The 24261-nt window shown below is 32.4% G+C and carries 28 protein-coding genes; all 28 read right to left on the reverse strand.

The features are described from left to right. Positions 1-77: 77 nt before the first annotated feature. Positions 78-1688: a serine hydrolase gene (locus H5J24_RS01430; protein WP_068944721.1), complete on the reverse strand. Its 1611-nt coding sequence runs from the start codon at positions 1686-1688 to the stop codon at positions 78-80. Positions 1689-1755: 67 nt separating this feature from the next. Beyond that, on the reverse strand, positions 1756-3141 hold the full coding sequence (locus H5J24_RS01435; protein ID WP_082811360.1) for a serine hydrolase: 1386 nt from the start codon (positions 3139-3141) through the stop codon (positions 1756-1758). A 126-nt stretch (positions 3142-3267) separates the two neighbouring features. Beyond that, entirely contained in the window at positions 3268-3942 is a 675-nt protein-coding gene (locus H5J24_RS01440) for a hypothetical protein (RefSeq protein WP_141395735.1), read from the reverse strand. A gap of 419 nt (positions 3943-4361) precedes the next feature. Beyond that, positions 4362-4802: a hypothetical protein gene (locus H5J24_RS01445; protein WP_232815983.1), complete on the reverse strand. Its 441-nt coding sequence runs from the start codon at positions 4800-4802 to the stop codon at positions 4362-4364. A 65-nt stretch (positions 4803-4867) separates the two neighbouring features. After that, on the reverse strand, positions 4868-5647 hold the full coding sequence (locus H5J24_RS01450; RefSeq protein ID WP_068944718.1) for a helix-turn-helix domain-containing protein: 780 nt from the start codon (positions 5645-5647) through the stop codon (positions 4868-4870). A 23-nt stretch (positions 5648-5670) separates the two neighbouring features. Next, entirely contained in the window at positions 5671-6045 is a 375-nt protein-coding gene (locus H5J24_RS01455) for a VOC family protein (protein ID WP_068944717.1), read from the reverse strand. Positions 6046-6082: 37 nt separating this feature from the next. After that, positions 6083-6532, reverse strand: coding sequence for a nuclear transport factor 2 family protein (locus H5J24_RS01460; RefSeq protein ID WP_068944716.1), 450 nt, complete (start codon positions 6530-6532; stop codon positions 6083-6085). A 201-nt stretch (positions 6533-6733) separates the two neighbouring features. After that, on the reverse strand, positions 6734-7273 hold the full coding sequence (locus H5J24_RS01465) for a dihydrofolate reductase family protein (protein ID WP_096788333.1): 540 nt from the start codon (positions 7271-7273) through the stop codon (positions 6734-6736). Positions 7274-7358: 85 nt separating this feature from the next. Next, positions 7359-7988, reverse strand: a complete 630-nt coding sequence (locus H5J24_RS01470; RefSeq protein WP_232815984.1) for a phosphodiester glycosidase family protein — start codon at positions 7986-7988, stop codon at positions 7359-7361. Positions 7989-8095: 107 nt separating this feature from the next. After that, entirely contained in the window at positions 8096-8764 is a 669-nt protein-coding gene (locus tag H5J24_RS01475) for a hypothetical protein (RefSeq protein ID WP_068944714.1), read from the reverse strand. A gap of 19 nt (positions 8765-8783) precedes the next feature. After that, complete coding sequence (locus H5J24_RS01480; protein WP_068944713.1) at positions 8784-9791, reverse strand: metallophosphoesterase; 1008 nt, start codon at positions 9789-9791, stop codon at positions 8784-8786. Between the two features lie 100 nt (positions 9792-9891). Beyond that, the gene (locus H5J24_RS01485) at positions 9892-10599 is read right to left on the reverse strand and encodes a hypothetical protein (RefSeq protein ID WP_068944712.1); all 708 of its coding nucleotides are present in this window, start codon (positions 10597-10599) and stop codon (positions 9892-9894) included. Positions 10600-10698: 99 nt separating this feature from the next. Further along, positions 10699-11496, reverse strand: a complete 798-nt coding sequence (locus H5J24_RS01490) for a hypothetical protein (RefSeq protein ID WP_232815985.1) — start codon at positions 11494-11496, stop codon at positions 10699-10701. A gap of 26 nt (positions 11497-11522) precedes the next feature. Beyond that, complete coding sequence (locus tag H5J24_RS01495; RefSeq protein WP_068944710.1) at positions 11523-11822, reverse strand: hypothetical protein; 300 nt, start codon at positions 11820-11822, stop codon at positions 11523-11525. A 29-nt stretch (positions 11823-11851) separates the two neighbouring features. Continuing rightward, positions 11852-12277, reverse strand: coding sequence for a DUF1801 domain-containing protein (locus tag H5J24_RS01500; protein WP_068944709.1), 426 nt, complete (start codon positions 12275-12277; stop codon positions 11852-11854). Between the two features lie 11 nt (positions 12278-12288). After that, positions 12289-13659 carry a hypothetical protein gene (locus tag H5J24_RS01505; RefSeq protein WP_068944708.1) on the reverse strand — a complete coding sequence of 457 codons (1371 nt, stop codon included), beginning with the start codon at positions 13657-13659 and terminating at the stop codon, positions 12289-12291. 205 nt (positions 13660-13864) lie between these two features. Beyond that, positions 13865-14257: an NUDIX hydrolase gene (locus H5J24_RS01510; protein WP_068945205.1), complete on the reverse strand. Its 393-nt coding sequence runs from the start codon at positions 14255-14257 to the stop codon at positions 13865-13867. A gap of 67 nt (positions 14258-14324) precedes the next feature. After that, entirely contained in the window at positions 14325-15416 is a 1092-nt protein-coding gene (locus H5J24_RS01515) for a serine hydrolase domain-containing protein (RefSeq protein ID WP_068944707.1), read from the reverse strand. Between the two features lie 62 nt (positions 15417-15478). After that, positions 15479-16105 (reverse strand): hypothetical protein, encoded by a 627-nt coding sequence (locus H5J24_RS01520; protein ID WP_068944706.1) that lies wholly within the window; start codon positions 16103-16105, stop codon positions 15479-15481. 9 nt (positions 16106-16114) lie between these two features. Beyond that, entirely contained in the window at positions 16115-17137 is a 1023-nt protein-coding gene (locus tag H5J24_RS01525; protein WP_068944705.1) for a serine hydrolase domain-containing protein, read from the reverse strand. Positions 17138-17171: 34 nt separating this feature from the next. Then, complete coding sequence (locus H5J24_RS01530) at positions 17172-17753, reverse strand: hypothetical protein (protein ID WP_141395733.1); 582 nt, start codon at positions 17751-17753, stop codon at positions 17172-17174. 39 nt (positions 17754-17792) lie between these two features. Beyond that, positions 17793-18452 carry a DUF2461 domain-containing protein gene (locus tag H5J24_RS01535; RefSeq protein WP_068944703.1) on the reverse strand — a complete coding sequence of 220 codons (660 nt, stop codon included), beginning with the start codon at positions 18450-18452 and terminating at the stop codon, positions 17793-17795. A gap of 124 nt (positions 18453-18576) precedes the next feature. Further along, a complete protein-coding gene (locus tag H5J24_RS01540) occupies positions 18577-19245 on the reverse strand; it encodes a hypothetical protein (protein ID WP_141395732.1) in 669 nt (222 codons plus the stop codon). Positions 19246-19441: 196 nt separating this feature from the next. After that, positions 19442-20527 carry a tetratricopeptide repeat protein gene (locus tag H5J24_RS01545; RefSeq protein ID WP_068944701.1) on the reverse strand — a complete coding sequence of 362 codons (1086 nt, stop codon included), beginning with the start codon at positions 20525-20527 and terminating at the stop codon, positions 19442-19444. A 151-nt stretch (positions 20528-20678) separates the two neighbouring features. Further along, positions 20679-21167 (reverse strand): hypothetical protein, encoded by a 489-nt coding sequence (locus H5J24_RS01550; RefSeq protein ID WP_068944700.1) that lies wholly within the window; start codon positions 21165-21167, stop codon positions 20679-20681. A gap of 170 nt (positions 21168-21337) precedes the next feature. After that, the gene (locus H5J24_RS01555) at positions 21338-21898 is read right to left on the reverse strand and encodes an SHOCT domain-containing protein (RefSeq protein ID WP_167387036.1); all 561 of its coding nucleotides are present in this window, start codon (positions 21896-21898) and stop codon (positions 21338-21340) included. A gap of 220 nt (positions 21899-22118) precedes the next feature. Next, positions 22119-23294: a T9SS C-terminal target domain-containing protein gene (locus H5J24_RS01560; protein ID WP_141395731.1), complete on the reverse strand. Its 1176-nt coding sequence runs from the start codon at positions 23292-23294 to the stop codon at positions 22119-22121. 226 nt (positions 23295-23520) lie between these two features. After that, positions 23521-24177 carry an SMI1/KNR4 family protein gene (locus H5J24_RS01565; RefSeq protein ID WP_232815986.1) on the reverse strand — a complete coding sequence of 219 codons (657 nt, stop codon included), beginning with the start codon at positions 24175-24177 and terminating at the stop codon, positions 23521-23523. Positions 24178-24261 lie beyond the last annotated feature (84 nt).

The following is a 24261-nucleotide window of genomic DNA, read 5'->3' on the forward strand; positions in this document are numbered from 1 at the left end:
GTAAAAATAAGAAAAATATGAATCCATTTTCAAATAAAAAACCGCTCTATTTTGAACGGTTTTTATTGTATTAATTTTTATAATGCTGATTTTGTAATACTATACTGAGGTTTTATAGGATCAGACATATCCAGAATAATATCATACTGGCCGTCTTCCGCTATCGGAAAATCATAAGCATTAAGAGCAACGGTTTTTCCATCACTATTTAACCCCAGATTATAGCCCCAATCGTTATCTACTCTGAATTTTAAATTCCCTTTTTTCAGATGGAAGTTTTTAAGAAAATAATGATTTGGGTTTTGAAGATCTTCTTGCAATGGGGTGTCTTTTCCGTCCCATCCGCCTGGTGTGGCATTTCCAATGATTCCCCATAAATAATGATTAGCGGTCTTTGTTCCTGTTTTTATACTTCCATCGCGAAGTTTGACCATTACAGTGTTATTTTTTCCGGTTGCATCCGGTTTAAAGGTAAATGCAAAGTTTTCATCCAATTGAAATGAAGTATTACTGATAGGGAATAATGAACATATTGGATAGCCTTTCTCTCTGAAAAGGACTTGCCCATCTATAACGGTTACGTAGAATTTAGTGTCTCCTGTAGAATAAATTCCCTCTAGCTTTTTCAACTCTTGTGAATTAACTTTTGGAACAGCAGGCATCTTATTCGGTTTATTGTATACTATGTTTTCAATTTTCGGTACAATGAGATCTGTATGGGATAAAGTAGAATTTGACATCGCAATGAAGCAAATATCATCCTCCAGAATTCTGTAATAGATGCTTCGGTAACCTGGTCCGCCGCCGCCATGTCCAATTCTTTTTTTACCATCAACAAGTAAGACATCACTGCCTAATCCGTAATGGTCATTAAGATAAGGGGTAAACATTTTTTCAATGGTTCCCTTTTTTAGAATGGTATTGCTTTTAAAAGATTCATTGAATTTGAAGAGATCCTCAACAGTAGAATACATGGCTCCTGCAGCAAAAGGATGATCTGTTTTAAAACGAAAGGCTTCGTTGGACGTGTTATCTGATAAAAAATCATAACCCAGCGCTTTATTTTCATCGGTAACCTTGTTAAAATGGAATCCGGTATGATTCATCTGCAGCGGTTTCAGGATATAGCTTTCAATAGCTTTATCGTAATCCATTCCTGAGGCTTTCTTGATAATATATCCAAGAATATAATATCCGGAGTTGGAGTAATCCCATTGTTTACCGGGTGAAAAATTCAGGGGTTTTGCAGAAATAAATTTTATGAATGTTTCTTCATTTACCGTATTTTCTGAATTGGTGTCATTGGGAATTCCTGAAGTATGAGAAAGAAGGTTTGCGATGGTGATGCTGTCTCCTTTGGGAAAATTAGGATAATATTTGGAAAGCTTGTCGTTGATCGATAATTTTCCTTCCTCTTCCAGCTTCAGAATAACTGTAGCTGTAAACATTTTTGTGGTAGAAAAGATCCGATAAAGACTGTTATTGGTATTTTTTTCTTTTTTAGGACCGTTTTTATAGCCATAACTTTTTTCGAAAATAATTTTTCCTTTTTCAGCAACCAGAATGGTTCCACTGAATTTACCAGCTTGGTCATAAGCCGCTAATAATTGTTCAAGTTGCTTAGTCTTTTGTGAAAAAACAGGATTGGCTGCCAGTAGTACCATAAGGCAGGTTAGAATAGATCTCATGTAATTTTTATTATAAGACAATTGTTTCTGGGATAATGTTACATCCGACGGTAAGAAAAACGAATAGTTATTTTTTTGTTGTTTGGGTTAATAGCTCAAAGCACAATTGATCAATCGATTCATTGATTGAAGAAACATTGGAAAGAATAATGACCGCTGTGTGATCCTCCATATTAAGAGTCATTGAAGAAGAATATCCACCGGTTCCGCCATTGTGGAAAAAGACTTTCTTATTGTTTTTGGTGGTAATAATATGCCAGCCCAAACCGATTTTTGTTTTATCATTTACTGTAAACGTAGGCTTTCTGGTTAAAGCCAGTTCTTTATTTTTTGGATTAAATTGTGCATTTGCAAACTTTACAAGGTCTCCGGTTGTGGATAAAATACCACCCGCTCCGAAAAGGACATCCCAGTCCCAGTTCGAAACAAGATCTCCATTGATATTACGTCCTTTGATAAGTGCATCGCCCAAATGTTGAGAAGAGGTAAAAGACTGAGACATTCCATATTGATCAAAAACTGTTTTTTGCAATAAGTTTTGAAATGTAGTTTTTTGGGACAGTCCTAATGTATAACCCAATAATCCTGCACCAAGGTTAGAGTAAGAAGATTCTTTAGAGGTTTTATGCTCAATTGTCATTAAGTTTTTAAGATAATCCTCAAGGTCTTTTGTATGATATTTTAAATAAGGATTCTTTAGATCTGATAAATCCAGGTTTTGAGGTAAACGAGGGAGCCCTGAGGTATGATTGGCAAGCTCTTCAAAGCTGATTTTTTTATTGTCCTTAAAAGGGAATGAATAATATGAATTGATAGGATCTGTAAGCTTTATCTTATTAGTTTCTACCAGGGAAGCGAGAACAGTAGAGGTAAATACTTTTGAAATGGAACCGATTTCAAAAATCTTATTTTGATTTTCAACAGGCTTTATAGAGTCATGGTCTTTTATAACACCATAATAATCTGTTTTCCCGTTTTGAATAATTGCAATAGAGAGTTGAGTATTTTCAGGAAATTTGACGGCTGTAGAATAAATAGTTTCTGCTATTTCTTTTGGATAGGAGGTGAGGGCATTGGTTATTTTTCCCGGATCTTCATATGGCTTAATAAATAGACCGTTGATTTTATTTTGAGAATCTAATGAAATATTAACCACCAGAATTCCTTTATCAAATTGTGTTTTATAAGCTGCGTAAGTCGATTGTTGATAACTTATGAATTCCGCATTTTTCATATTTCCGACTTGCGTTTTCAGATCAGTGAAAAACTTTTTATTCTTTTCGTTGGGCAATGATTGTTTCATTTCAGCAGAAAAACTTTTAAAAATTTTATCATATTTTCCGGTATTAAAGTTCTTCCGAAAGTGGTCGATGCTGTGGCTGTAGTTTTCAGTCTGGGCAGTTAGACTGCTGCTCAATATGATTAAAATTAAGATGTAAAATAACTTTTTCATGGTAATCATTTTAGACTTCTAATATAAATTGATTTACAAAATAAAATTATTATTAGATTCAATATTGAGATAAGGTTTTTGATTCAGGAAATTTAAATCCGAGCGAAGGACTTTATTAATAAGTGATTATTTTTGATCTCCTTTCTCTTTAATTTTGAATGTAATTGTTTTTCTATAGGAAACGATATCATTGATTTCTAAAGCTTTTTTAGGATAAGCAAACCCATTTTTAATTTTGAAATAAGGAGAAGGATAATACATCTTCTGACATATTTTATCACAACTCCCCAATGCTATTTTTATTATATCATCTTTGTTGATATCGAATGTCTTCAATTTTTTATGGCCATTAGGGGAGACTAATAAACCTACCCATTTGCCATCAATTTTATAAACCGGATCATAGATGTATTTCTGATGGAAAAAATTACCGTTTTTATTTTTAGAAATGTACAGGATTACATTTTCATATTCTTCAAAACCTGGGCGCCCATAGTGATCATAGGCATTAAACTCAACAGTTTCTTTCGGAAGTCGGTTCATTAAATTTTTCATCACAGAATATTTGCAATGAAATGCATTGTCCATTACATATGATTGATGTATAACAGTTAGGGTATCTCCTGTTTCCGAATCTACTTCCTTTGTTCTTTTTTCTCCTTGTTTTGTATTGGGATTAAATTCTTCAACGCTAATTTTTTTACCAATGAAAATATATAAATTTTCACTTTCCTTTATTTCCTGGGAAAAACTAAAAGTTGATATCATAATAAAAGCAGATAAAAGGATTTTAGCAGACATACGAGGAATATTTATATAGATTTTATCATTTTTTTTCTGATGAAAAGAATAGTAAATAATCCGATCATCCACCATATCGGAAACTTAAGATATACATATAAAACATTGAATGCTTCTACAAATTCAAATTTATTGTGAACGTTATTGAGTTCAATCTGACAGGACAGAACGGGAATTATGAGGAATAAGGATATTCCCAAAATTACTTTAGTCATTGCATTCCATCTAAGTATTCTCTTTTCGAGTATCCAATAGATTATAAGAAACATTATGCTCAGAATTAGAAAATCAGAATAACTGAATAAAGAAAAAGGTTCTGCTGGCTGTCTAAAAATATTTTTCATGGCTTGATATTTTTTAATACCATACTTTTTTTATTTTATCAATGATATCATCTGCTTTCTCTCTAGTGATCCAATCTACAATTCTTTTTCACCATCCTTATTTACCAGTACAACAGAGTAGGTAGAGCCTGTCCATGAAAAATGATAACGAATACCGTTTTTATATTCTTCGAAGGTAAGATCTTTTGTCTGGATATCTTTAATTTCCTGTTTTAGAAATGTTTTTGGACGAGTAAATAATTTGTTTTTATATTTTACGGTAATGAAATCTGTTTCAATACTAAGAATGGTTTTTCCAAAGGTGTTCCAGAGCCAGAAATATAATAAAAGGGTAAAAAATCCTGCAAAAGGAATGACTTTAGTGATATAGCTGAATATAGATAAGAAATAACTTTCTTCAGCTGACATCAAAGGAACTATAATTAAAATAATAAAAAGACATACTATTAATGCTAACCCCATAATAAAGGCTATCAACCAATTCGTTCTATTTTTTATTTTAATAATCTCTGACATTTTTTTTAATCTTTTTTGAAGAATTGATGTAAATAAAGAAAATATTAATTACAGCTAAAAAGTTGTTATATTTTCTCAAAATACTTTCCCTTAAACTGATACCTTATTTTCTTAGAGGTAACTTTAGAATCTGCCTGTATTAAGGGAATGCTGATGATTTTATTTTTAGTGTCATACTCAATCTCGTAATCCCGGCCTTCATATTGTCTGTTGGCAGAAGCTGTGAGATCAACTTCATAACCCAGCTGATTTTTTATTCCGCTTTGGGTTTTGATGAACTGGGCTTTATCATTCAATTGTTCATTATCAATGGAAAAAGCTTTGATATTATGATAGCTCATTCCGGAGCTTAGTATCGCTTTACTTTGAGTAAGATAATATTTTTTGTTTTCTGAAATAATATCATTGATCTGATAATAATAATATCCGGGATCACCCTCACCTTGGATTTCTACGGCTTTAGAATATACTTTTTTACCAGCTTCATGCTGAAATACATTCCTGAAAAAATGCATAGTTCCTCCTGTCCACGTATCCCAAGAATAGATCCGGAATTTACCATCTTCTGAAGTTGTTACAATAAGTCCATTTTTTTCCAGAGATTTGAAATCATGGCTGATGGTTTGAGGTTGGGAAGAGGTATACCGGACTAATAATTTTTCAAAGTTTGTATTGGCGGCCGCTAAAGAATCATAAGAACTTTGATGATCTCTGCCTTCGGAAGACCAATAATTAATTTTTTGAAAGGATTCGTTTAGCTGTTTTTCAATGACGGAAATATTTTGGCCCAATACAAACTGAGCAGCGAGTAAACATGCAAATCCAAGTATTTTCTTTATGTTCATGGTATTCAATATAAATTAGCAGGTTATTTTTTGCATTTTAGCTGAAATACATTTCCTTCAGGATCTGTGCCGTCACATAACCAGAAATCATAGTTTTCAAAAGTTTTAATGGCTCTCATCTCAACTTTTTTCGATAGCAATTCATTTCTTGCTGATTCAATATCTGTATCTACTTCAAAAACTAGTTTAGTATTGTTATCGAATTGATATCCTGTCTCCATTTTCTCCAGGTATTGATCTCCGATTTTATGAAGTCCGATATTGACTGTGCCGGCATTCATCAAAACCCAAATGGAATCTTCTTCAATTACTTTTAAATTAAAATTATCAACATAAAAGTTTTTGAGTAATGCGATATTCTGTACATACAGGATAATGGAGTCTAATTTTATATTCATGGTTAGAATTTATTTAAAGCAACAGATAATCCCACAATTATTCATGGCGTTTACTGTCATGGTACTGCCAGAGAACATTAACAATTTTCCATGATCCGTTTAATTTAGCAAGATGCATATAATCTATCCATTCATCTGCAATTAATTTTACAGAGGCTGTTTTGTCGGAAATATCAAGCAGTTTAATTTCTTTTTGGGGAGATGCCGGAAATTTATCCCCTTTTTTATTATAACTTTCAGCCAGTAAAATCATAGATTCTGTATTGGTCTCTCTGAGATATTCTTTGCCTGTAGCTTTATCTTTCCAAAAGGTACGTTTTACCATACGGGGATGAAGAGCACGCTCCATTCTGCTGGGAGAAAGTGAGTGCTGGGATTCTATATAATCAAGAACCGCCTGTTTGATGCTCAACGTATCCTGTTTTGTTTGAGCCGGTATCCATTGGCTGATTAAAAAGAGCAGAAGAAAGATACTGTAATATTTCATATTTTCCAGATTGTTTAATAGATGAATAATTGATCAAAGAGGAATAAGAATGATCAACTAAGGTAATAAAAAAACGAACTCAAAAACAGAAGTATATTGAACTTCACTGTGTTGTTATTCAGATAGTTTTGTTAATGTTCTTACTTTAATTTTACAGCATGGCAGATGCTTTCTGAAAGGAATATTATCTTGCTTTGCAGATTATGGCTGATAAATAAGTTGTACCACACCGGATTTAAAGACATTCGTTTTAACAAGTTTTAAATTTACCCTTTCTTTTAAATCTTCAAAAAGTGGTTTACCGTTTCCTAAAGCGACAGGATGTACAGATATTCTGTAAACGTCAATCAGGTTATTTTGAATAAAGGTTTTAATAAGACTTGCCCCACCATAGAGCCAGATATCTTTTCCGCCCTGTTTTTTGATCTCTGAAACCTTTTCTACAAGATCAGAGTGAATAAATGTGGCTTTCTCATCTTCCCGTTTTTGGCTGGAGAAGACAAACTTATCCTTTGCATGAATGGTTTTCCAGAATTCTATTTCTTCCGGTGCAGCGCTTTCATCAGGCTGATAATTTCCCCATGCATCATAGCTTACTCTCCCATAGAAAATAGTATCGATTCCGGATATAAAACCCTCAAAATTCATATCATCATCCATAATGCACCAATCGATTTCTCCATTAGGCCCCTCAATAAATCCGTCCAAAGTGGTTGCTAAATCCAGAATAATTTTTTTCATAGTAATAGTAAATGCTTTGATATTTTTCAAAAACAATGAAAGATAGTCTATTTTTAGGTTTTTGAAAAGCTAATAAATAAGTGTTTTATTTAGATTCTGTAACTCCTATTATCACTCCGAAGTTACCATCAGTCTGAATCCAGCTTTTCTCAGGAAGATAAGTCCTGGAAACAAAACCGTCAAGATACAACGCTTTTTTACAGCCCATTTCTTTAAAAAGCTGAGCTAGACTATAGAAGTTTACTTCTTTTTTAGACATGGCAAAAATAATTTCTCCATTGTCCAGAACACCAACACCGTTTCTGATATTCAGATTTTTAGAATCTTTTTGAAAGATGTTATTGATCTTTCCATCTATCAATAACATCGGCCCAGACTGAGTCGCAAATTTGATGGAAGGATTTTGTTTATATTTTTTAGTTTCAGAAATTCCAGGTTGATTGTTTTGGGTTAAATAAAATATTCCATTAGGCTGAAGATAAAAGTTTCCGGATCCCTGCAATGTGTCAATAGGTTTAAGGATTTTGAAGTTTTCAATATACAATCCTTTGGGGGTATTATCTGCTTCAAACATTCCGCCGTTCATCGCGAAAAGTAATTTTTTATTCCCTGATTCTGTTTCATATTTAAGGTTACGAATGCTTTTCAGAATTTCATTCTGACTGTTCTTCCAGTATAATTTTACCTCCTGTCTTTTAGGATTTACCTGATACATAACAAAGTTGGTTTCATCCTGTATTTTTTCTTTACAGGAGATGAAAAGAAGGAGTAGAAGGGGAAATAAAAGATATTTATGTTTTGTAAGCATCGGATAATGAATTATCAGTTTTTTATTTCAATTTTTAGTAAACTTATTCTTTTACGCAGCAACAAAACTATAATTAAAAGTATGAGAATAACAATGAGAAAAAAAACGGCTATCTTTTTTAGTGTTTTATTTTCACTGCGGATATCGGAAAGTTCTTTCATATGCTTTCCTATCATATTTTCAGATACATTAATATCTTCATCAATAAGGTCAGCAGTTATTGTTGGTGTATTCGGAGTTTTTAATTGAGTCAGGTAATCATTGTTCAGTTTGTGCAATTCTTTTAATTCTTCCTGGGTGACCTGATCCAGCCTTTTTTGTACGAAGCAATGTTCGGAATATAGGAGCCCGGTATCTTGATCAATGTGGGCAAATATCAGATATTTTCCTTTTTCTGCATACAAAATATCACATGAGCGGAGTGGAGAATGAAAAAGTGTTGCATTTTTATTATAAAAATCCTCAAATTGATCTGCCTTATAGATTGTATTAATTTTTACCTTACTCATCGTATTTTGAGATGTTTTGAAGCCATTAGGAACTTCTGAAACATCATAAATTTCTCCTATAAAAACAAGAGAAGCATTTTCAAATGAATCTTTTATGTTAGGTTCAGCAGCACATTTACAGGCAAAAACGTGTAATGGAAGAAAAAGAGATAAGAGAAGGAATGTATATTTCATGATGTATAAATCCAATGATTTATTTAATATTTTTAAGCTCTATTTGCAAATCCAAAATCTTTTGTGGGGTATCAATATATTTTTCCAGATCTTTTACTTCTAAACGGTTGGATCTGCTTTTATACATATATCGGTTAAAGGAATATTTCTTTGCTTCAACATTGAATGCATCAGGAGAATATTTCATAATAGATTCAGTAATAGTATCAATCATTTCTTTGATATTTTTCAATGACTTTTGTAATTGATTTTTCCATTCACGTAAATCATTGAGAAAGCGGATAATTTCTTCATCTTCAATATAAGCCAGTTTTGTAAGCTGTTTATCAATTTCGATGAAGGTCATTTCGTTCCAGTTTTTATTTTTTAGAACCGGAATCTGCCATTTTTTCTGTTCTTCAATCCAATAATCTTTCTGTGCTTTTACCTGATGGATTTGAAATAACGGGAGTTCAATAGCGGTTAAATAATTTCCATGACAGCTTCCTGTATCTATTCCATAGGTATTGTTTATTATTTTGGGATGATCTCCTACCACATGATGTCCATAAATAATAGGTTTCTTGCCTCTATAATATTCATTCCAATAGGTGTTTTCAGCATATTTTTTCTCTAGATACCGATCTCCGGACGTGGAACCAGAGAGAACTTCTTCTTTTTGTTCCTGTATTTTTTTATCATGTTCAAAAAAGGCATGAATGATAAGGGCATCATCGGTTTCGTGATAGTAGTTTAGAGTTTTTAGCCAATCAATAAATTCAGCATATTGTTCTCCGAACTGTACTTTTACAATCTCCTGGGCATAGCTTAAAATTCCATTCAGATGCTTTCTCTCATGGTTTCCCATCAGGACAATTGAATTCGGACGATTTTTAAAATATTCGTATACCTCTTTAGATTTATTACCTCTGTCTACAATATCTCCTAAAGAAACAAGAAGGTCTTCATCTTTTAAGTTAATGGATTTTGTCAGAGCGATAAGCTCATCATAGCATCCGTGAATGTCTCCGATTACAAAGGTTCTCATGGGATTGTATATTGCTGTGAAATTATATAAAATTGGACCTGAAAAATAAGAACTTAAAAATAATGTTTATCTAGTTCAAATGTATGATGAATGTACATTATTAATCCTTTTTCAATTCTTCACTTATAGATTTCTGAAGTTCATTTTGTTTTTTAATAACTTCATTATATCGCATCACTTTGAACTTCTTATTGAGTTCCATTCTCCAAAAGTAGCTCATCAGTTCTTTTTTTTGATTTTCAGAAAGTTTATGGGTTAGCTGCAGCCCTTTCGTATTGCCTTTTTCGTCAAAAATTAAATAGGGATGAATAATATCATTGGTCGCTTTAAAATAATTAGTAAAATCCTGCATCTCCGAATTGGAGTTTTCAAGTTTTTCTATGATCTGATAATGGTAATCATAAAGAGAAATAATACCAAACCGAAGCGAATCATTCGTTATTGTTTTTAAATTGTTGGCTTTTAAGGATTCATACCCCGTTTTGTTGATGATAGGCGTGTAGTTTCTGAAGAGGGCATAATAATACAATGCAATGGAATCTTGTGGAACGGGTTTTCCCGATGTCCAGTTTCTAAAAACCTGAACTCCCCGAATACTTATTTTGTGATTATCCCTATTGGCTTTAAAATCTTTGGTATCAGATTGTAGCCCATTATGGATCTCTGTAAGTATTTTTGACTGAGAAACCTTTTCCCCTTGGTTAGCACTCCATTCTGTTAAAATAAATGCGAGAATAACACTGATAAATATTAATACAAAATCTGTAAAATATTTTTTTAAAGTACTGATAACCCGTTCTCTGGACATTCTGTATAAAATATAGGTTAATGAATAAAGTGTGTCAAACTGTTGGAAACTATGATAGATTCAGAATTAAAGAGTGTTTTTGAATGATAGACTAATGTTTCAAATTTGTAGTATTTCATGGCTGTCGTTTTTTAGTAAGGGAAAACTACAAAAAAATATGGAATGAAAGCAAAAAACCATTCTGTGGAGTAGAATGGTCTTAATTTTTTTAGTGTAAGAATAATGAAACGGGTATAGTTTACTTCTTTTCATATTTTTTAAAAAGAGCATTATCATAAGGGATGAACATGGATAAATCTTTAGCTTGCCATTCTCCGCCCTCAGCTGCCTGATAAAAATCATAAGAGTTGGCAAGAAAGTTCTCGCCATCCGGGGCTTCCTGCCAATTTTTTTCTCTCTGTTGTATAGCAGGATCATACAGCTTACACAGCTGTAGTTCTCACCCTTATCAGGATTTTCATAGCATTTACCGATTTTGATATTTAGTTTTTGATTGATGATAACATCTGTCAAACGTCTGTCTGTTAATTTAATCAGAGCAATCTGGGCATCTTCATCATCCGGGCTTTTTTTCGCGGGTACCAATTTTTCAAAATGAGCATTCTCAATCTTTTTTAACTCTTCTTCTTTAGCACTTTCTGTTAAAAGATCAAGATTATAAGGGTGTAAATCTTTTACGGATTCAGCAACCACCGTAGTAGAGACCTGTGTAGGACTTTCTGCCAGGTATTTCTGATTGGTTTCATAATTTTTCCAGTCTTCTTCATGATACGTTACATACTGCTGGATTTTATAAAGAAGGTTTTCTCTTTCATTGATCTGTATAAAATTGCTGGCTATGAGAAATAATACAAGGATTCCAAGAGTGATTCCTATAATTTTAAATATTTTTTTCATGTTTACTATTCATTTTTTTAATCTGTTTATTGTTGAGCTTGCAGCCTTATCCAGTTCAGGATAAAAAGTAAGGCAAATATTCCTGCGATATAGAACTGTATTTTATTCACTTTTTTGGAACCAAATTTCCAGACACAAATCCTGTCTATAATGATGATGAGAACAACCGGAATTAATCCTAATAATATATACATTCCTGCCAGACCATCTGCTGCAGAAACACTGGTCAACGCTGTATAGGAGAAAAACAATCCGATAAGAAGAGTTAATATTCCTAAAATGAAAAATAAGGTAAGTTTATTAGCTATTCTATTTGAAGATTCCATGGTTTATGTTAATGAAAATTGCAGTAAAATTAAAATTTTTGGCTGTAGCCAGATTGTATAGCCGCTTTAAGGATTTCAATATTGATATCTTTCAAAGCTTTAAATTTAATACAATATCCGGTTACGCTGGCTTTCCCTATTTCTTTTCCAAAGGTTCTGCTTAAATAAGTTTTATCATCGATTCCCATAATATAAACAGATATTCCGGTGGTATTGGCGCTCATTCCGATCCGGTAGAATTCTTTGGTTTTTCCATCAGCATATTGCATACTATGAGATCCGTAACCTATATTGGGATTGGAAACTGTTTTACCATCATCATTTTTTCCATCCAAAAACCATAACTTACCCTCAGGCATAAGTTCCAGTATGAGATGATGAAGTTCCTGCATATCGGAACGTTTGGGTTCAGATTGTGTTGTAATATATTCGCTGATCTGTTTATGGATGTTCATGTTTTTGCTTTTTATTTAGAATTTGCAAAAAAAGTCTCCAGGGCCGATTTTTGTTGATTGATGATCAAAAGCTGGCTTTTGTCATCCAAAAGAACCTTGTACTTAAATTCTTGGTCCGGATTAAAGTGCCATTGGCTCAATTCCTTGAACTGGCTTTTAACAAGATTAAGTTTTTCGTTATGATCTTTAGAGATAATGATTATTTTCGTTAATGGGGTCTTCTTCATTTTTTCAAGACTGAGCATGGTAATGGGTGTTTCAGATTCCTCACTTGAACGCATAGGATACATTTGGCCTATCTTATTAAAATCTTTTTTATTCTCAGACAGGATATATCTGTAGGTCATAATATGGTCAAGCTCATTGATCCATCCAGGGAAATTTTCCTCATAAATCTTGATATAGGTATCAATAAAATTCTTATCAATAGGTTTTTTTTGAGCGATATATTCCTTTACTGTCAGATATATTTTTCTGGCCATCAGATTAATGTATTGGCTGTAATACCAATCATTGGTGTCCGTTTTTCCATTAAGGCTTTCATAGACGTATCCGTTTCCAAGAGCGGTTGCCAGCGCTTCATTCATTAATTGATAGGCATAGTTGCTGTATTTTGACGGATTATCTTTAAAGTTCTTTGCAATCTCTTTTTTCACTGCAAGAGACTGTTCGTCATTAAGAATGTGATACGTTTCATGCAGCATCACACTGAAAAAACCTGTATAGTCTTTTAAATTGGTTTGAACGGCACTTATAAAGTTATTATAAAAGGCCTGTGCTGTGAATCCCATTGCATTAGGTAAAGGGTACATGGCTATTTCAAAAGGAATAGAAGCATCCCAATGGGTATTATAAAACAATAAACCTGTCTGGAAATAATGTTCCATGTTTTTTTCACTGGCATATCTGCTGATTTCCTTTAGCTGTGGCTCAAACTGGGCTTTGTTCGGAACATAAATAAGTTCATTGTAAATGGGGGTAAATATTGTAATGATTTCAGAGAGACTCTGCAGAGTAGCATTAGGAAGAATTCCGATGGAACGGAGCTTAAAATCATTTAAATTATTTGTTTCAATAAGATTTTTTTTCAAAATGTCCCTGGACTGCATTGGTATTTTTGAGCCATAAGGGTATTCATCAAATGAATAACTGTAATCAATAGGAAGCCGTTCGAACTTTACAATAAGGTCCTTATACTTTTGGGTATGATACTTTGATTGAGTGAATGCTGTCTTAAAAACATTTTCCGGATAATGATCAGAAAGGTTTTGTACAAAAACAAAAACGGCCAACTGCTCAGAATATTTAATATTGAAATTGACTTTCTGCCCGAACGCCCAAAAGGACAATAAAAAAAATAGTGCGAAAAAATTTTGTTTCATGGTTTTGTTGTAGTGTATGTTTTTTTTAAAATTTACATCGATTTTTTTTCAAATAGATTCTAATCCTCACAAATTTCAAAATAATACTTATTTCTTTTTCAATGAGTTTCTGAACGTGATTTAAATCAATCATAATGGGATGCCGTAGTCTTCAAAATTAGATAATTAGACGGATATTCTATCCATAATCGGGCTAAGAATAATATTAATCCAATAAATTATTTTGGTGCAAATAATCAAAAATTAACTGATCCACTTCTGATATTTTATCTTTGTCTGAATAATGAAGCCATTTCATTTCTTCAATTTCAGCGTTGGTTTTTAGTGATCCGGAATATTCTCCTGAATAACAGGTCATTTTTACAAGGATACCTTCTGTATGTCCGTGAGCCTGAGCCTCAAAAGTTCCGAAATAATGAAGTGTTTTAGGGTCAATTATAACGCTTAATTCTTCACGGATTTCGCGGATCAAAGCTTGTTCGTCTGTTTCACCGGGTTCTCTTTTCCCACCGGGAATATAATACTTGTCTTTTCCGTAGCTTTTGGTGGAGAGAATAGATTTATTTTTTAATTCGATCCAGGCTAGTTTATCAATCATTACCGGTTGTGTAACCTGCCTGCTATTTGGAGATTCATTCTGATCTGTTTCAGTAGCATAGTTTTTATTATTCATGTCTATTTAATTGTTTTTTTAGATAACGCATTATCAGTCTTACGCCATTAGTAGTTTCTTCATTGAAAGAATTTGTAAAAATAATGTAAGCAATACCATTTGTTTTATCAATATGAACCAAAGTATAGTAAGTTCCGGCAGTTCCCGAATGATTAGACCATTGTATGTTGTTTTCAGATATATTGTACCAGCCCATAGAATACTGTGGAAAATGATCATGTATATACTGATAGGTAGAAGCCTTTAAATAGTTATTTTCACCTTTCAATCCTTTCAGATTCATCTGAATGAATTTTATATAATCTGGAAGTTTGATATTAAGGTCTCCCGCAGGTTCAGTATAATCAAGGTGATAGTCTGTTGTGGAAGGAACAGGAACAAGCTGTCCATTTTCAAAAGAATGTCCCCAGGTGTCTTTTGCTTTCTGATTTTCGGGCCATGAAAACTTAATATTTAAATTCAGATCAGCATTAAAAACCTTATCTATTAATTGTTCCCATGTTTTTTTAGTCACTTTTTCTATCATTAAAGCAGCTAATGTATAACCTGCATTCGAGTAAACATAGGCATGGTCAGTACCTGGGTTTGCCGGAACTAAGGTGAGAACAAATCTTCCAAATTGTTTTCTTTTTAAGGCTTGATCTCCTTTAAACTTAGGAATCTGCGGATCATTTTCTCCCTGGAAAGGCTGAATTAATGCACGGTGGGAAAGGAGTTCTTCTAATGTAATGTTGTAATATTCTTTTTGGGAAGTCTTTTTCCATTCCGGGAAAAGATCAAAAAATTTTGTGCTCCATTTGATTTTTCCTTTTTCTACATATTTTGCAATCATATAAGCAGTCATTGCCTTTGTATTGGATCCTATATGGAATCGGTCATTCAAACTAGCCGAATCTTTAAGATTTACAGCATGAAGACCAAGGCTGCCTATACTTTTTATGTCTTTTTCATTGATAACGGCATAGCTTACCTCAGGAATGTGAAATGCCTGTCTCACGGAGTCAATATATTTCTTGCTATTCTGTGAGAAAAACAACTGACTAACGAAAGAGAGAATAACGATGAATTTACGTCTGAGAGCCATATTCTGTATGATTATGAGTATTGATTAAATATACCACTTTAAATTATGCTAGTGCAACAAAATTAATAGTCTCCTAATAGGAGCATATTGGTTTCCATATTTGTATGATGTGGAACCATAACAGATACTCCGTACTTATTCCGTGCATATTGTAAAGTATCTCCGTTTAGGTAAGGAGCTATTTTAATTCTGCATTGTTCTTCGGTAGTACCTTTGCCACAAAGTATTCCGTAAAAGTCGACTTCAGTTTCAACTTCTAAAGGTAAATTATCGGAAAATACTTCTCCAGCATTAATATCACAAAGAGCTTGGATATTTACTATTATTTTCTCGCCTGATTTTTTAAATTCAATCTTTGCGTTATAGACTGCATTGTGTTCATAAACATAAAATAACGCATGTGGTTCCTGTTCATCTTCCGGATAATTTTGCCATTCAATTTTTCTTCCGGCAATATCCTTCCAGTTTTCTATTTCATTGGGGTTAATTTTTAATAATATCTCTGAATTAAAAAATAATTCATCATCCGGAAAAAATAAATCAGCGGGATCTTCATCTTGGTTATCAGGAACTTTATCTTTTCCTACAGCTTTAATCTGCAATCCAAAAATTAATTGATGATCAGAATTTATAAAAGCATCCAAGTAAGCATGCTGTATGTCAAATAATTTATCTTTGATTTTAAACATCTGTATTTATTATTTGTTTCTCTTTTTCAATATGGCTGTAATAGCATCAGCAATTTCAAATAATTTTCCATTATAACTGTTTCCCAACAAAATAATAGTAGAATTTTCATTCAGGTCAGAAACCAAAAGAGCTTCATAATTTCCGGCTCTCCCATCATGAGAGTGGGCAACTAATTTTTTGTTTTTAAATGTAGCCTCTCCCAAAGAGGATTGAGTATCCGGCAAATCAAAGTTTTGTCCCAATTCAAACAAAGAATTTTCATTGATTAATTTTTTTGAATGAAGGCAATTCACGAATTTTAGCAAATCACTTGTCGTTAAAAAAGTTCCACCCACTAAAAAATCCGGCTTATCTTCTATTAATTTGCTATTAAATCCTTTTGCAATCAATTTTTCATCAGCAATAGGCGTGATTTCAGCCGAATTCATTTTACATGGCTTGAAAATATTTTTATGTACATAATCTTTGTAAGGCATTCCTGTGATTTTTTCAACAATAAATTGTCTCAGGAAAACATTGTTCATGTTATAATCGTATTGAGCTGCCGGAACAAAATCAAGCTTGTCAATTAATTTTAAATCATCGAAAACATCCTGATTACTTTTAATTTTTTTCCAATTTACATTGGGAATGCCACTCGTGTATTGCAATAAATCTTTTAGAGAAACCTCATTGGCCCATTTTGGTAATTCCGGAATATATTTGGAAATAGGATCTTCAATTTTCAATTTTCCCTGTTCCTGTAATTGCAATAATGCTACACCACTAAACTCTTTGGTAATGGAGCCAATATTAAATTTATAGTAGGGAGTTAGTTTTTTCGTTTTTGTAGCATCTGTATACCCAAAAGAAACGTTGTAAATAATTTTATTGTTTTTTGATACTAAAATATTGCCATTAAAAGCTCCGGATTGGTTTGCTGATTTCATTAAAGAGTCTATCCTTGCGATGTTTTTTGTCTGCGCAAATGTATAATTGGCTAAAAGTAGGAGCGTGGTGAAAAATAAGAAGAATTGTTTATGGTATTGCATGTTTAGTTTTTATTGATAAATATTTTACTATTTTTTATGAGATCCAAGTTTTCTTAACTTTTAAAATGGTCCATTTATTTTTTACTTTTTTGATGTAAACTGAGTATCCAAGTCCACATGTTGTGCTACAATAATAGTTTACTTCAAAAATTCCGGTTTCCTTAGCTTCATCAAAATAAATTTTAGAGAAACTTAAACCGCCGGAAAATTTAGGATATTTATTTTTCCATTCAGTTAGGTTATCTGTAAAAGGTAGTTCATTACTATTTTTAAAATCGTATTTCGAAGAATTGTATTTTTCTAATTTAAAACTCCAGGCAGAATCATTGGCTAATTTATATGTTGGATCAATGTTTTCCAGAAAATCATCTGAAGCTCTGTAATTGTAAATATTAAATGCAACAACCCGGTGTAATGTATCTTTCTGAATGGAATCCCGTTGCTTTTCTGAATATTGAAATTTTGTATAAGTTCTCAGATCAATCAACGTAGAGTCAACAGTTGAGAGGAAAATATCATCAAATATTTTTTTCTCAAGCTCAACGGTGTCATTAACCTTTTTATGGCAGGAAACCATTAAGAAGCAAACTATTATAATAATTGGGTATAGTTTCATGGCTGATATAAAACAATTTGAATAATATTGCTCCCCATTTTAAAATAACGGCTCACCGTTAAGATCCGTTGTCAAAACTTCACTCATATAATCAAAGAATGGGCGCATAGCCAGTAAGGTTAAAACTACTTCCTTTTGAAAATGATCAGAAAGAACTTCTTTATCCGTAAATTTCCGCATGACGATGTATTGTTTTTTTCTGATGAGGTCTATGGCGGGATGGTTTTTATCAAAGCCTCGTGGAGCTGTTTTTACAGACTCACCTTTAAGTTCTCCAAAATATTTTACAAAGGTTTTATCAGAAGTAATTTTTTCAATTTCCGTAGTGCTGATTTCAAATTCTTTGCGGATACGAAGTAAATCCTTGGCTTCAGGTCCCCAAAATCCACCACCAACAAAACTATTTCCAGGTTCCAGTTGAATATAATATCCACCTCTCAGCATTGGCTTTGAACGGGAGTATCCAACCCCAAAATTGTTTTTATAGGGGGTCTGATCTTTGGAAAAACGAACATCTCTGTAAATCCTGAAAATATGAATCCCTTTTAAATTATCATGTTCCTGAAGTTCAGTATATATCTGATTGAAAAATACTTTGTTTTCTTTAGTAACCAGGTCGTATTCAGTTTTATGTTTGGTAAACCATTCGCGGTTGTTATTTTTTGCTAATTGGGTAAGGAATTCAAGTGTTTTTTTCATAGTATTTTACAAATGTTGGAGGTTGTCTGTCTGGATCAATTGGTGGTCCGAAGTTACATCAGTTTTTTCTAAATAAAAACCCCTTTGAAAAATCAAAGAGGCTTAAGGTTGGGTTATATAGTATTTAACTTTCATTATTGATCTCATCGGTTTTTGATTTATTAATCAGATTATTCAATAGCTGAGGAACAAGCCGCTCTGAAAAACCAGCGATAAAAGACCATACAAGTAGTTTGGCAAATGCAGCAGGGACGTATATGATACGATAGAAAATAATAGGATTAGGAAACAAGGTTCCTGAAATTAGGTTTCCCATAAAAATAAATCCAAGGATTAAGGCAAAAATAGCTCCAACAGTTTGAATGGATACAATTTCAAAAATGGTAACATCATGGGTGAGTAAAGCATTGTTTTTTGTTCTTGTAATTAAACTCACGGCAGCTCCCAGAGCTCCCATGGCTAATATGGAACTGAATATAGCCAGTCTTGTAAGCATGATGAACCCTCTCGAATCCGCATTTGTCTCCCAGTTTGTAATATTAATAGGAGTTTGGGAAGTAGACTCCTCATCTGATACATCTGTATCTTCATCCGTGATTTCTGATCCTTCTTCATCCGCATTTCCTGCATTAAGGGCAGGGCTTTTAATTTCTGCAGACACAGAAGAATGTGGATTTCCTTTTAATATTGAAAAATAAATGAAAGGAGATCCAAGCAATACGACATACAGCAAGCTTACGATTAAAAAAGGGGCTGTATTTGTTTTTGATAGCTTTATTAAATTGAATTTCATGGCCATTGGTTTTAGTTAATTTTAAAAATTATAATACCTAAAGTTATTGTAGATCAACTAATGAATCAATTACCCGTTTTCGTGATTTGGTGTCATAGATGATATGATTAATTTAAAAAAATAAAAACCGCTCTGAAAACAGAACGATTATCCATGAAAGCTATTTTTCAGTCATTATATTATGCGTAGTGGGATTTTATAATGCAGAACATTTTAAGTTATAATTATTGATTCCTTCAGTTTGTTCAAGGTCTTTTAATTTCTGTAAATATTTACATTCATTAATATTGTCTTTTTGAAAGGAATAAATATTGGCAATATTGTATAATGCATCAATCTTTCTATGATCTATTTCGTATGATTTATTGAAATATTGTATTGCTTTATCATATTTATTATTTTGAATGGCTTTAAGCCCTTTTAGAAAATTTTCATTAGATAATTCGAGATCTTGAAGACTTATACTGTAAGTTTTATTAATATCATCAACAGTGTTCATGTGATAATAAATTGAGCATCCTGTTACTCTTAAACCATTACCAAATTGTTCATTATTACATTTTATTATGAAAGGTAAATAGACTTTATCAAAAATTTTAAAATCATTAAGATTCCAATTTTTATAGGCCTTACCAAAAGTTTCTTTAATGAAATCAATGTTTTTTTGATTCTCAATAACTTGTGTTTCACGAGTATTAGCAATTTCAAATTCCAGTTTTTCTTTTTTAGGAAAAAAAACAATATTACCTATCAGATTAAAGGCCGGAAATCTGTTCTTACTACGAAATTCTTTTGAAATATCTGCGGATAAATTTCCATTAAATACTGGTGAAAAAGATTCGATTGCTATTATAACAGAATCTTTTTTGAATGTATCAAGAAGTTTATTTCTAATGATAGAGGATTTTACAAACCAATATTTTCTTACTTTATCTTTCTCAACGATGTTATTAATTCTTTGTATTAGGATTAGCGAGTCTTGCGTTAATTTTAGAATCTCATAGCCGGATTCATCAGAAGTCTTAATGAAATTCTTTTCAGTTTTATACTCTACGCAATTTTCGTTAATTCTAGTAATTGGATTAGAGCTTGTACATAATTTTTGTCCATTGAATTTCCAACGGTGATACTTTGATTCTAAAAATGGTTCTGATACATCTTTGCTTCCATCAAGCATTCTCATTTTAGTTTTTATCCATTCATTTGGCAATTCTTGAATGTTAATCTGTGATTTTGCAATACTTGAAATGATTAAAAAAAGTATTATGAAATGTTTATACATGGCATTGTTTATAATATCTTTGCGAGCTCTTAAATATACAAAACTTTGGTTTTGTGTAGAATTTATAGGTATAATAACAATTTACTTTTTTTCATTATCTCATCCTTAAATATGTTCAGTTTTAAAATTTAGAAAACTCAGTAGCTTTTTATTATTTGAAAGCTTCTTTAAACTCATCTTTGTAAGAAAATTTTTCATATCCTAAATTTTTGAATAGGGTTCTTACATAATACTTCACTTCATCATAGTTTTTGTGATAAAACTGAGATAATTTTACTACTTTTTGGCCATCTTTATACAGGTATAAATATTCGTAAGATCCTCCTCTAGTACTTATATAACTGTATTTCCATCCTTCTATTGTAGAAACTTTATATGATTTTGTTTGAAGACCCATGAAGCGCTTCATAATAATTTCATGTGGTGTAAATTCTACGCTGATGAACTTCTGTTTAATTTCCCCAAAAAATATGGCTAAAAAAGATAGAATGAGGATTCCGGGAAGAAAAATTTTAGGGAATATAGTACCATCATAATAAGAATCATTAAAGATCAGAAATACGGTTTTTATGAATAAGGTGGGAATAACTATTAAGAGTATCAGTGGTAAAAATGCTTTTATGGTAAATTTAGTTTTCATTCTTTAAAAAAATAAATTCATTGCACTCTATAGAATAGTTACCTTTTCTTGAGTGTTCATGGATCATAATTGATGTCACAAATCTACCCATAAATCTTTGAATAATGAAGGGAGATATTAAGTTCAAAAAATAAAAACCGCTCTGAAAACAGAACGGTTATCCATGAAAGCTATTTTTCAGCCATTATTTTATCTTTTTCTTTCTGGAACTCTTCTTCGGATAGCACTCCGGAGTCTTTTAGTTCTTTAATTTTTTTCAGCCTGTCATATTTCGTTTCCGAATTCACACGCTGAGATTTTTCTTTAGGTAAAAATTCATCCGGAACAATCAGCTCACCTGATCTGATGGCATTTTCAAGATCTATTTCATAATTTATGAGACCGCTTCCGATTTTAGCATAATACACAAAGCCATTTTTTTTATTCCCTCTCGACATTATTTTTTTTACTTTGAATGACAGTCCGGAGTTACTTCTTCTAAATGAATTTGCCTGATTGGCCAGTCCCTGATATCCTGTGGTTGAAGTATAATTGAATAGGGAAGAGGCATTGGTCCTGATAAACTTAAAATCGCCATCATTCATAGAACCTGTCCCGATTTTCAGGTCTAAACCTTCATATACCTTGAAGCCTGTTGAGGTGGTGAGGGTATCATTTTCAAATATTGGCGTGTTTTGAGCATATGAACTTCCAAAAATCAGGAGGGTAAATAATAAGACTAATCTTTTCATTGTTTTATTTTTAATAATCAAAATTGAAAGCCAAAAATAAAACATGCGGCAGAGCTTACCTTACGGAAATCCTTATATATAGGTGATTTATATCAATATAATATGTATATATTTGCATTGATGAGAAATATAGTATTATAAATTAAACATTCTAATGATGTAATCAAAAGCTAATGCCATGATACAATCGTACGGTAGCAGGGATTGCAAGTTGTTATTACTATCTGAAAATTTTAATCTGCTGCAAAAGTCCTTTTTCGTCTTTATACATAAAAATATAAGTTCCGCGCTTTACTCTTGATAAATCTATCGTCTTATTATAATAGGCAAAACCTTTGCTGATCTGGCTGCCATCTGTGGAGTAAACAGTATATTCAAATTGATTGCTGTTATTTTTATTACTGATTACAAAGCCATCTTTGGCTGCATTGGTATACACTTTTTTCTCCAATGCCTTATTATCATTTGTTGTATTTGCAGTAAGTACACTTTCGCTGATATCTGCCACCTGTATACTTTTAATAGCTGAGCTGGTTGCAGATGTTGTACTTCCGCCGATGATGTATAGTTTATTGTTATATACTTCCGCTACAGCATGCCTTCTGGGAATCATATTGGATGATAGTTGATGTAATTTATTGGTTGTGGTATCAAAATAGGCCAGAAAAGTTTGATTATTATAGCCTCCTGCAATAAAAATCTTATCACCGGATACCGCTAATGAATGTCCGGATATACCAGCAGGCATTGTATATTGTTTGATCCAGAGATTAGAGTTGAGGTCGTAGACATTGATCAGGCGGGATGAGGTACCGTTAAATCCACCAATGACATAAAGCTTATCATTCACAATTTTGCCCCTTGTTTCTCTGGCTGTGGGCATGTCGGGTAATGGATGCCATGTATTGGAAGCAATATCATAATACTGGAATTTATCAGAGAATACAGTGCTTTTGGCCCCGTTTAATCCGCTGCCGCCAAATACATATATTTTGCCATTATGGATCGCAGAACCTGCATTTCCTGTATAGGAACGATTAACAGCCCCTTTCGTTATGGTATTGGTTGTGAGATCTACAATTTCAAGATGACTGTTTCCCCAACCATTAAAAATATAGATTTTATTATCGTAAGTCTCAGAATTAGCAAATTTTTTGGTGAGTAGAGCAGTATTGAGAACACTCCACTTGTTATCCGTAATATTATATTTCTCAATATAATTGGAGTTACCACCTTTGTCCTGATATCCGTTGCTCACATAGATATTATCATCTACGATTACACTGGTTGCAGCACCTCTGCCTACAGACATATTGACGAGATTTTTAAAATCAAGGGTTTGTGCGTGGGCTAGTAGTGTGCCCAAGAATGAAAGGAATAATAATTTTGTCTTCAATGGTAAGAGATTTAGTGTTTGTTTCTATTTGATTTTCTTCAGTAATTCAGGTTTATTTCTTAATACTAGGCCTTGAATATAATAATCGTGGTTTAAAGATAGAAAAAAGTTGAAGAGGGTAGAAACTTTACTACTGAAATCTGATGACTTTGGATGATCTATTTTATTAGTGCAAAGTAGGAGACTTTGAAGTTGTAAAATACTTTTCAATAATTTTTAAAAAAGTTCATAATAGAAAGAATATTTTCAATAAAACGGTTTTGAAATTTGATATAAATTCTGTTTTTGTAAATGAGATCAAAAGTAATCCAACCGCCGAAACTTTTAAAAAATATTTGGGTTGGGTTGTTTCGTTTATTACAAAATCAAAAGTGAATGTTCGTAAAAACTCTTCATGGATGGGAAAAATATCAATTAATTCCTTCTCAGATTTTATTAGGTTTATGCATTCCGTTTTGCTGTCAAATATCGGATCGAAATAAGTTTTTGAAATTTTTGGAACAAAGTATTTTATGGTTTCATCAAAAGCCATAAATGATATAATCTCCGTGGAATGCCTGGGCAGAACAAATATTTTACCTTTTTTGTTTTGTGTTACGCAAATAATATCTCCGTTGGCCGTTGAGCCAATCTGAACAGATTGTAGTAAATCATTTTCATTGTATAAATCATTCAATTTCCATAGGTCTGTATAGCTGCTGAAGGTCAAAGAAATATTTTTGTCATCTGGATAAGTTATATAAACTTCGTCACAATAGGTTCCTGTTCCATATTCAAGTAGAAAATGCAGATAGTCTTTGGGTAAAAAGTCTACAAGGTTCTGATCAATATTTTGAATGGTATTTTGTCTGTCAGGATCTAATAGGTCTGTTGTTAAAAACATACAATCTGTAACTCATTAAATAAAATTAGTTTCCATGGTAATATTACTAAAAAGAATTAATATAATCGCGTGATATGTACTCAT

It is taken from the genome of Chryseobacterium capnotolerans, from assembly GCF_021278965.1.
GTDB classification, from domain to species: Bacteria; Bacteroidota; Bacteroidia; order Flavobacteriales; family Weeksellaceae; genus Chryseobacterium; species Chryseobacterium capnotolerans.

Coding starts and splice junctions, on each gene's coding strand:
- H5J24_RS01445 (WP_232815983.1), bottom strand. CDS start 4,802: ATGTCAGAGATTATTAAAATAAAAAATAGAACGAATTGGTTGATAGCC.
- H5J24_RS01555 (WP_167387036.1), bottom strand. CDS start 21,898: ATGAAAAGATTAGTCTTATTATTTACCCTCCTGATTTTTGGAAGTTCA.
- H5J24_RS01505 (WP_068944708.1), bottom strand. CDS start 13,659: ATGAAACAAAATTTTTTCGCACTATTTTTTTTATTGTCCTTTTGGGCG.
- H5J24_RS01535 (WP_068944703.1), bottom strand. CDS start 18,452: ATGAAAAAAACACTTGAATTCCTTACCCAATTAGCAAAAAATAACAAC.
- H5J24_RS01520 (WP_068944706.1), bottom strand. CDS start 16,105: ATGTTTAAAATCAAAGATAAATTATTTGACATACAGCATGCTTACTTG.
- H5J24_RS01475 (WP_068944714.1), bottom strand. CDS start 8,764: ATGAAATATACATTCCTTCTCTTATCTCTTTTTCTTCCATTACACGTT.
- H5J24_RS01440 (WP_141395735.1), bottom strand. CDS start 3,942: ATGTCTGCTAAAATCCTTTTATCTGCTTTTATTATGATATCAACTTTT.
- H5J24_RS01545 (WP_068944701.1), bottom strand. CDS start 20,527: ATGTATAAACATTTCATAATACTTTTTTTAATCATTTCAAGTATTGCA.
- H5J24_RS01525 (WP_068944705.1), bottom strand. CDS start 17,137: ATGCAATACCATAAACAATTCTTCTTATTTTTCACCACGCTCCTACTT.
- H5J24_RS01530 (WP_141395733.1), bottom strand. CDS start 17,753: ATGAAACTATACCCAATTATTATAATAGTTTGCTTCTTAATGGTTTCC.
- H5J24_RS01485 (WP_068944712.1), bottom strand. CDS start 10,599: ATGTCCAGAGAACGGGTTATCAGTACTTTAAAAAAATATTTTACAGAT.
- H5J24_RS01500 (WP_068944709.1), bottom strand. CDS start 12,277: ATGAACATCCATAAACAGATCAGCGAATATATTACAACACAATCTGAA.
- H5J24_RS01510 (WP_068945205.1), bottom strand. CDS start 14,257: ATGATTGATAAACTAGCCTGGATCGAATTAAAAAATAAATCTATTCTC.
- H5J24_RS01490 (WP_232815985.1), bottom strand. CDS start 11,496: ATGAAAAAAATATTTAAAATTATAGGAATCACTCTTGGAATCCTTGTA.
- H5J24_RS01515 (WP_068944707.1), bottom strand. CDS start 15,416: ATGGCTCTCAGACGTAAATTCATCGTTATTCTCTCTTTCGTTAGTCAG.
- H5J24_RS01470 (WP_232815984.1), bottom strand. CDS start 7,988: ATGTATCAGGTAAATCCTAAAAGACAGGAGGTAAAATTATACTGGAAG.
- H5J24_RS01550 (WP_068944700.1), bottom strand. CDS start 21,167: ATGAAAACTAAATTTACCATAAAAGCATTTTTACCACTGATACTCTTA.
- H5J24_RS01540 (WP_141395732.1), bottom strand. CDS start 19,245: ATGAAATTCAATTTAATAAAGCTATCAAAAACAAATACAGCCCCTTTT.
- H5J24_RS01565 (WP_232815986.1), bottom strand. CDS start 24,177: ATGTTTTTAACAACAGACCTATTAGATCCTGACAGACAAAATACCATT.
- H5J24_RS01455 (WP_068944717.1), bottom strand. CDS start 6,045: ATGAATATAAAATTAGACTCCATTATCCTGTATGTACAGAATATCGCA.
- H5J24_RS01465 (WP_096788333.1), bottom strand. CDS start 7,273: ATGAAAAAAATTATTCTGGATTTAGCAACCACTTTGGACGGATTTATT.
- H5J24_RS01450 (WP_068944718.1), bottom strand. CDS start 5,647: ATGAACATAAAGAAAATACTTGGATTTGCATGTTTACTCGCTGCTCAG.
- H5J24_RS01430 (WP_068944721.1), bottom strand. CDS start 1,688: ATGAGATCTATTCTAACCTGCCTTATGGTACTACTGGCAGCCAATCCT.
- H5J24_RS01495 (WP_068944710.1), bottom strand. CDS start 11,822: ATGGAATCTTCAAATAGAATAGCTAATAAACTTACCTTATTTTTCATT.
- H5J24_RS01460 (WP_068944716.1), bottom strand. CDS start 6,532: ATGAAATATTACAGTATCTTTCTTCTGCTCTTTTTAATCAGCCAATGG.
- H5J24_RS01435 (WP_082811360.1), bottom strand. CDS start 3,141: ATGAAAAAGTTATTTTACATCTTAATTTTAATCATATTGAGCAGCAGT.
- H5J24_RS01480 (WP_068944713.1), bottom strand. CDS start 9,791: ATGAGAACCTTTGTAATCGGAGACATTCACGGATGCTATGATGAGCTT.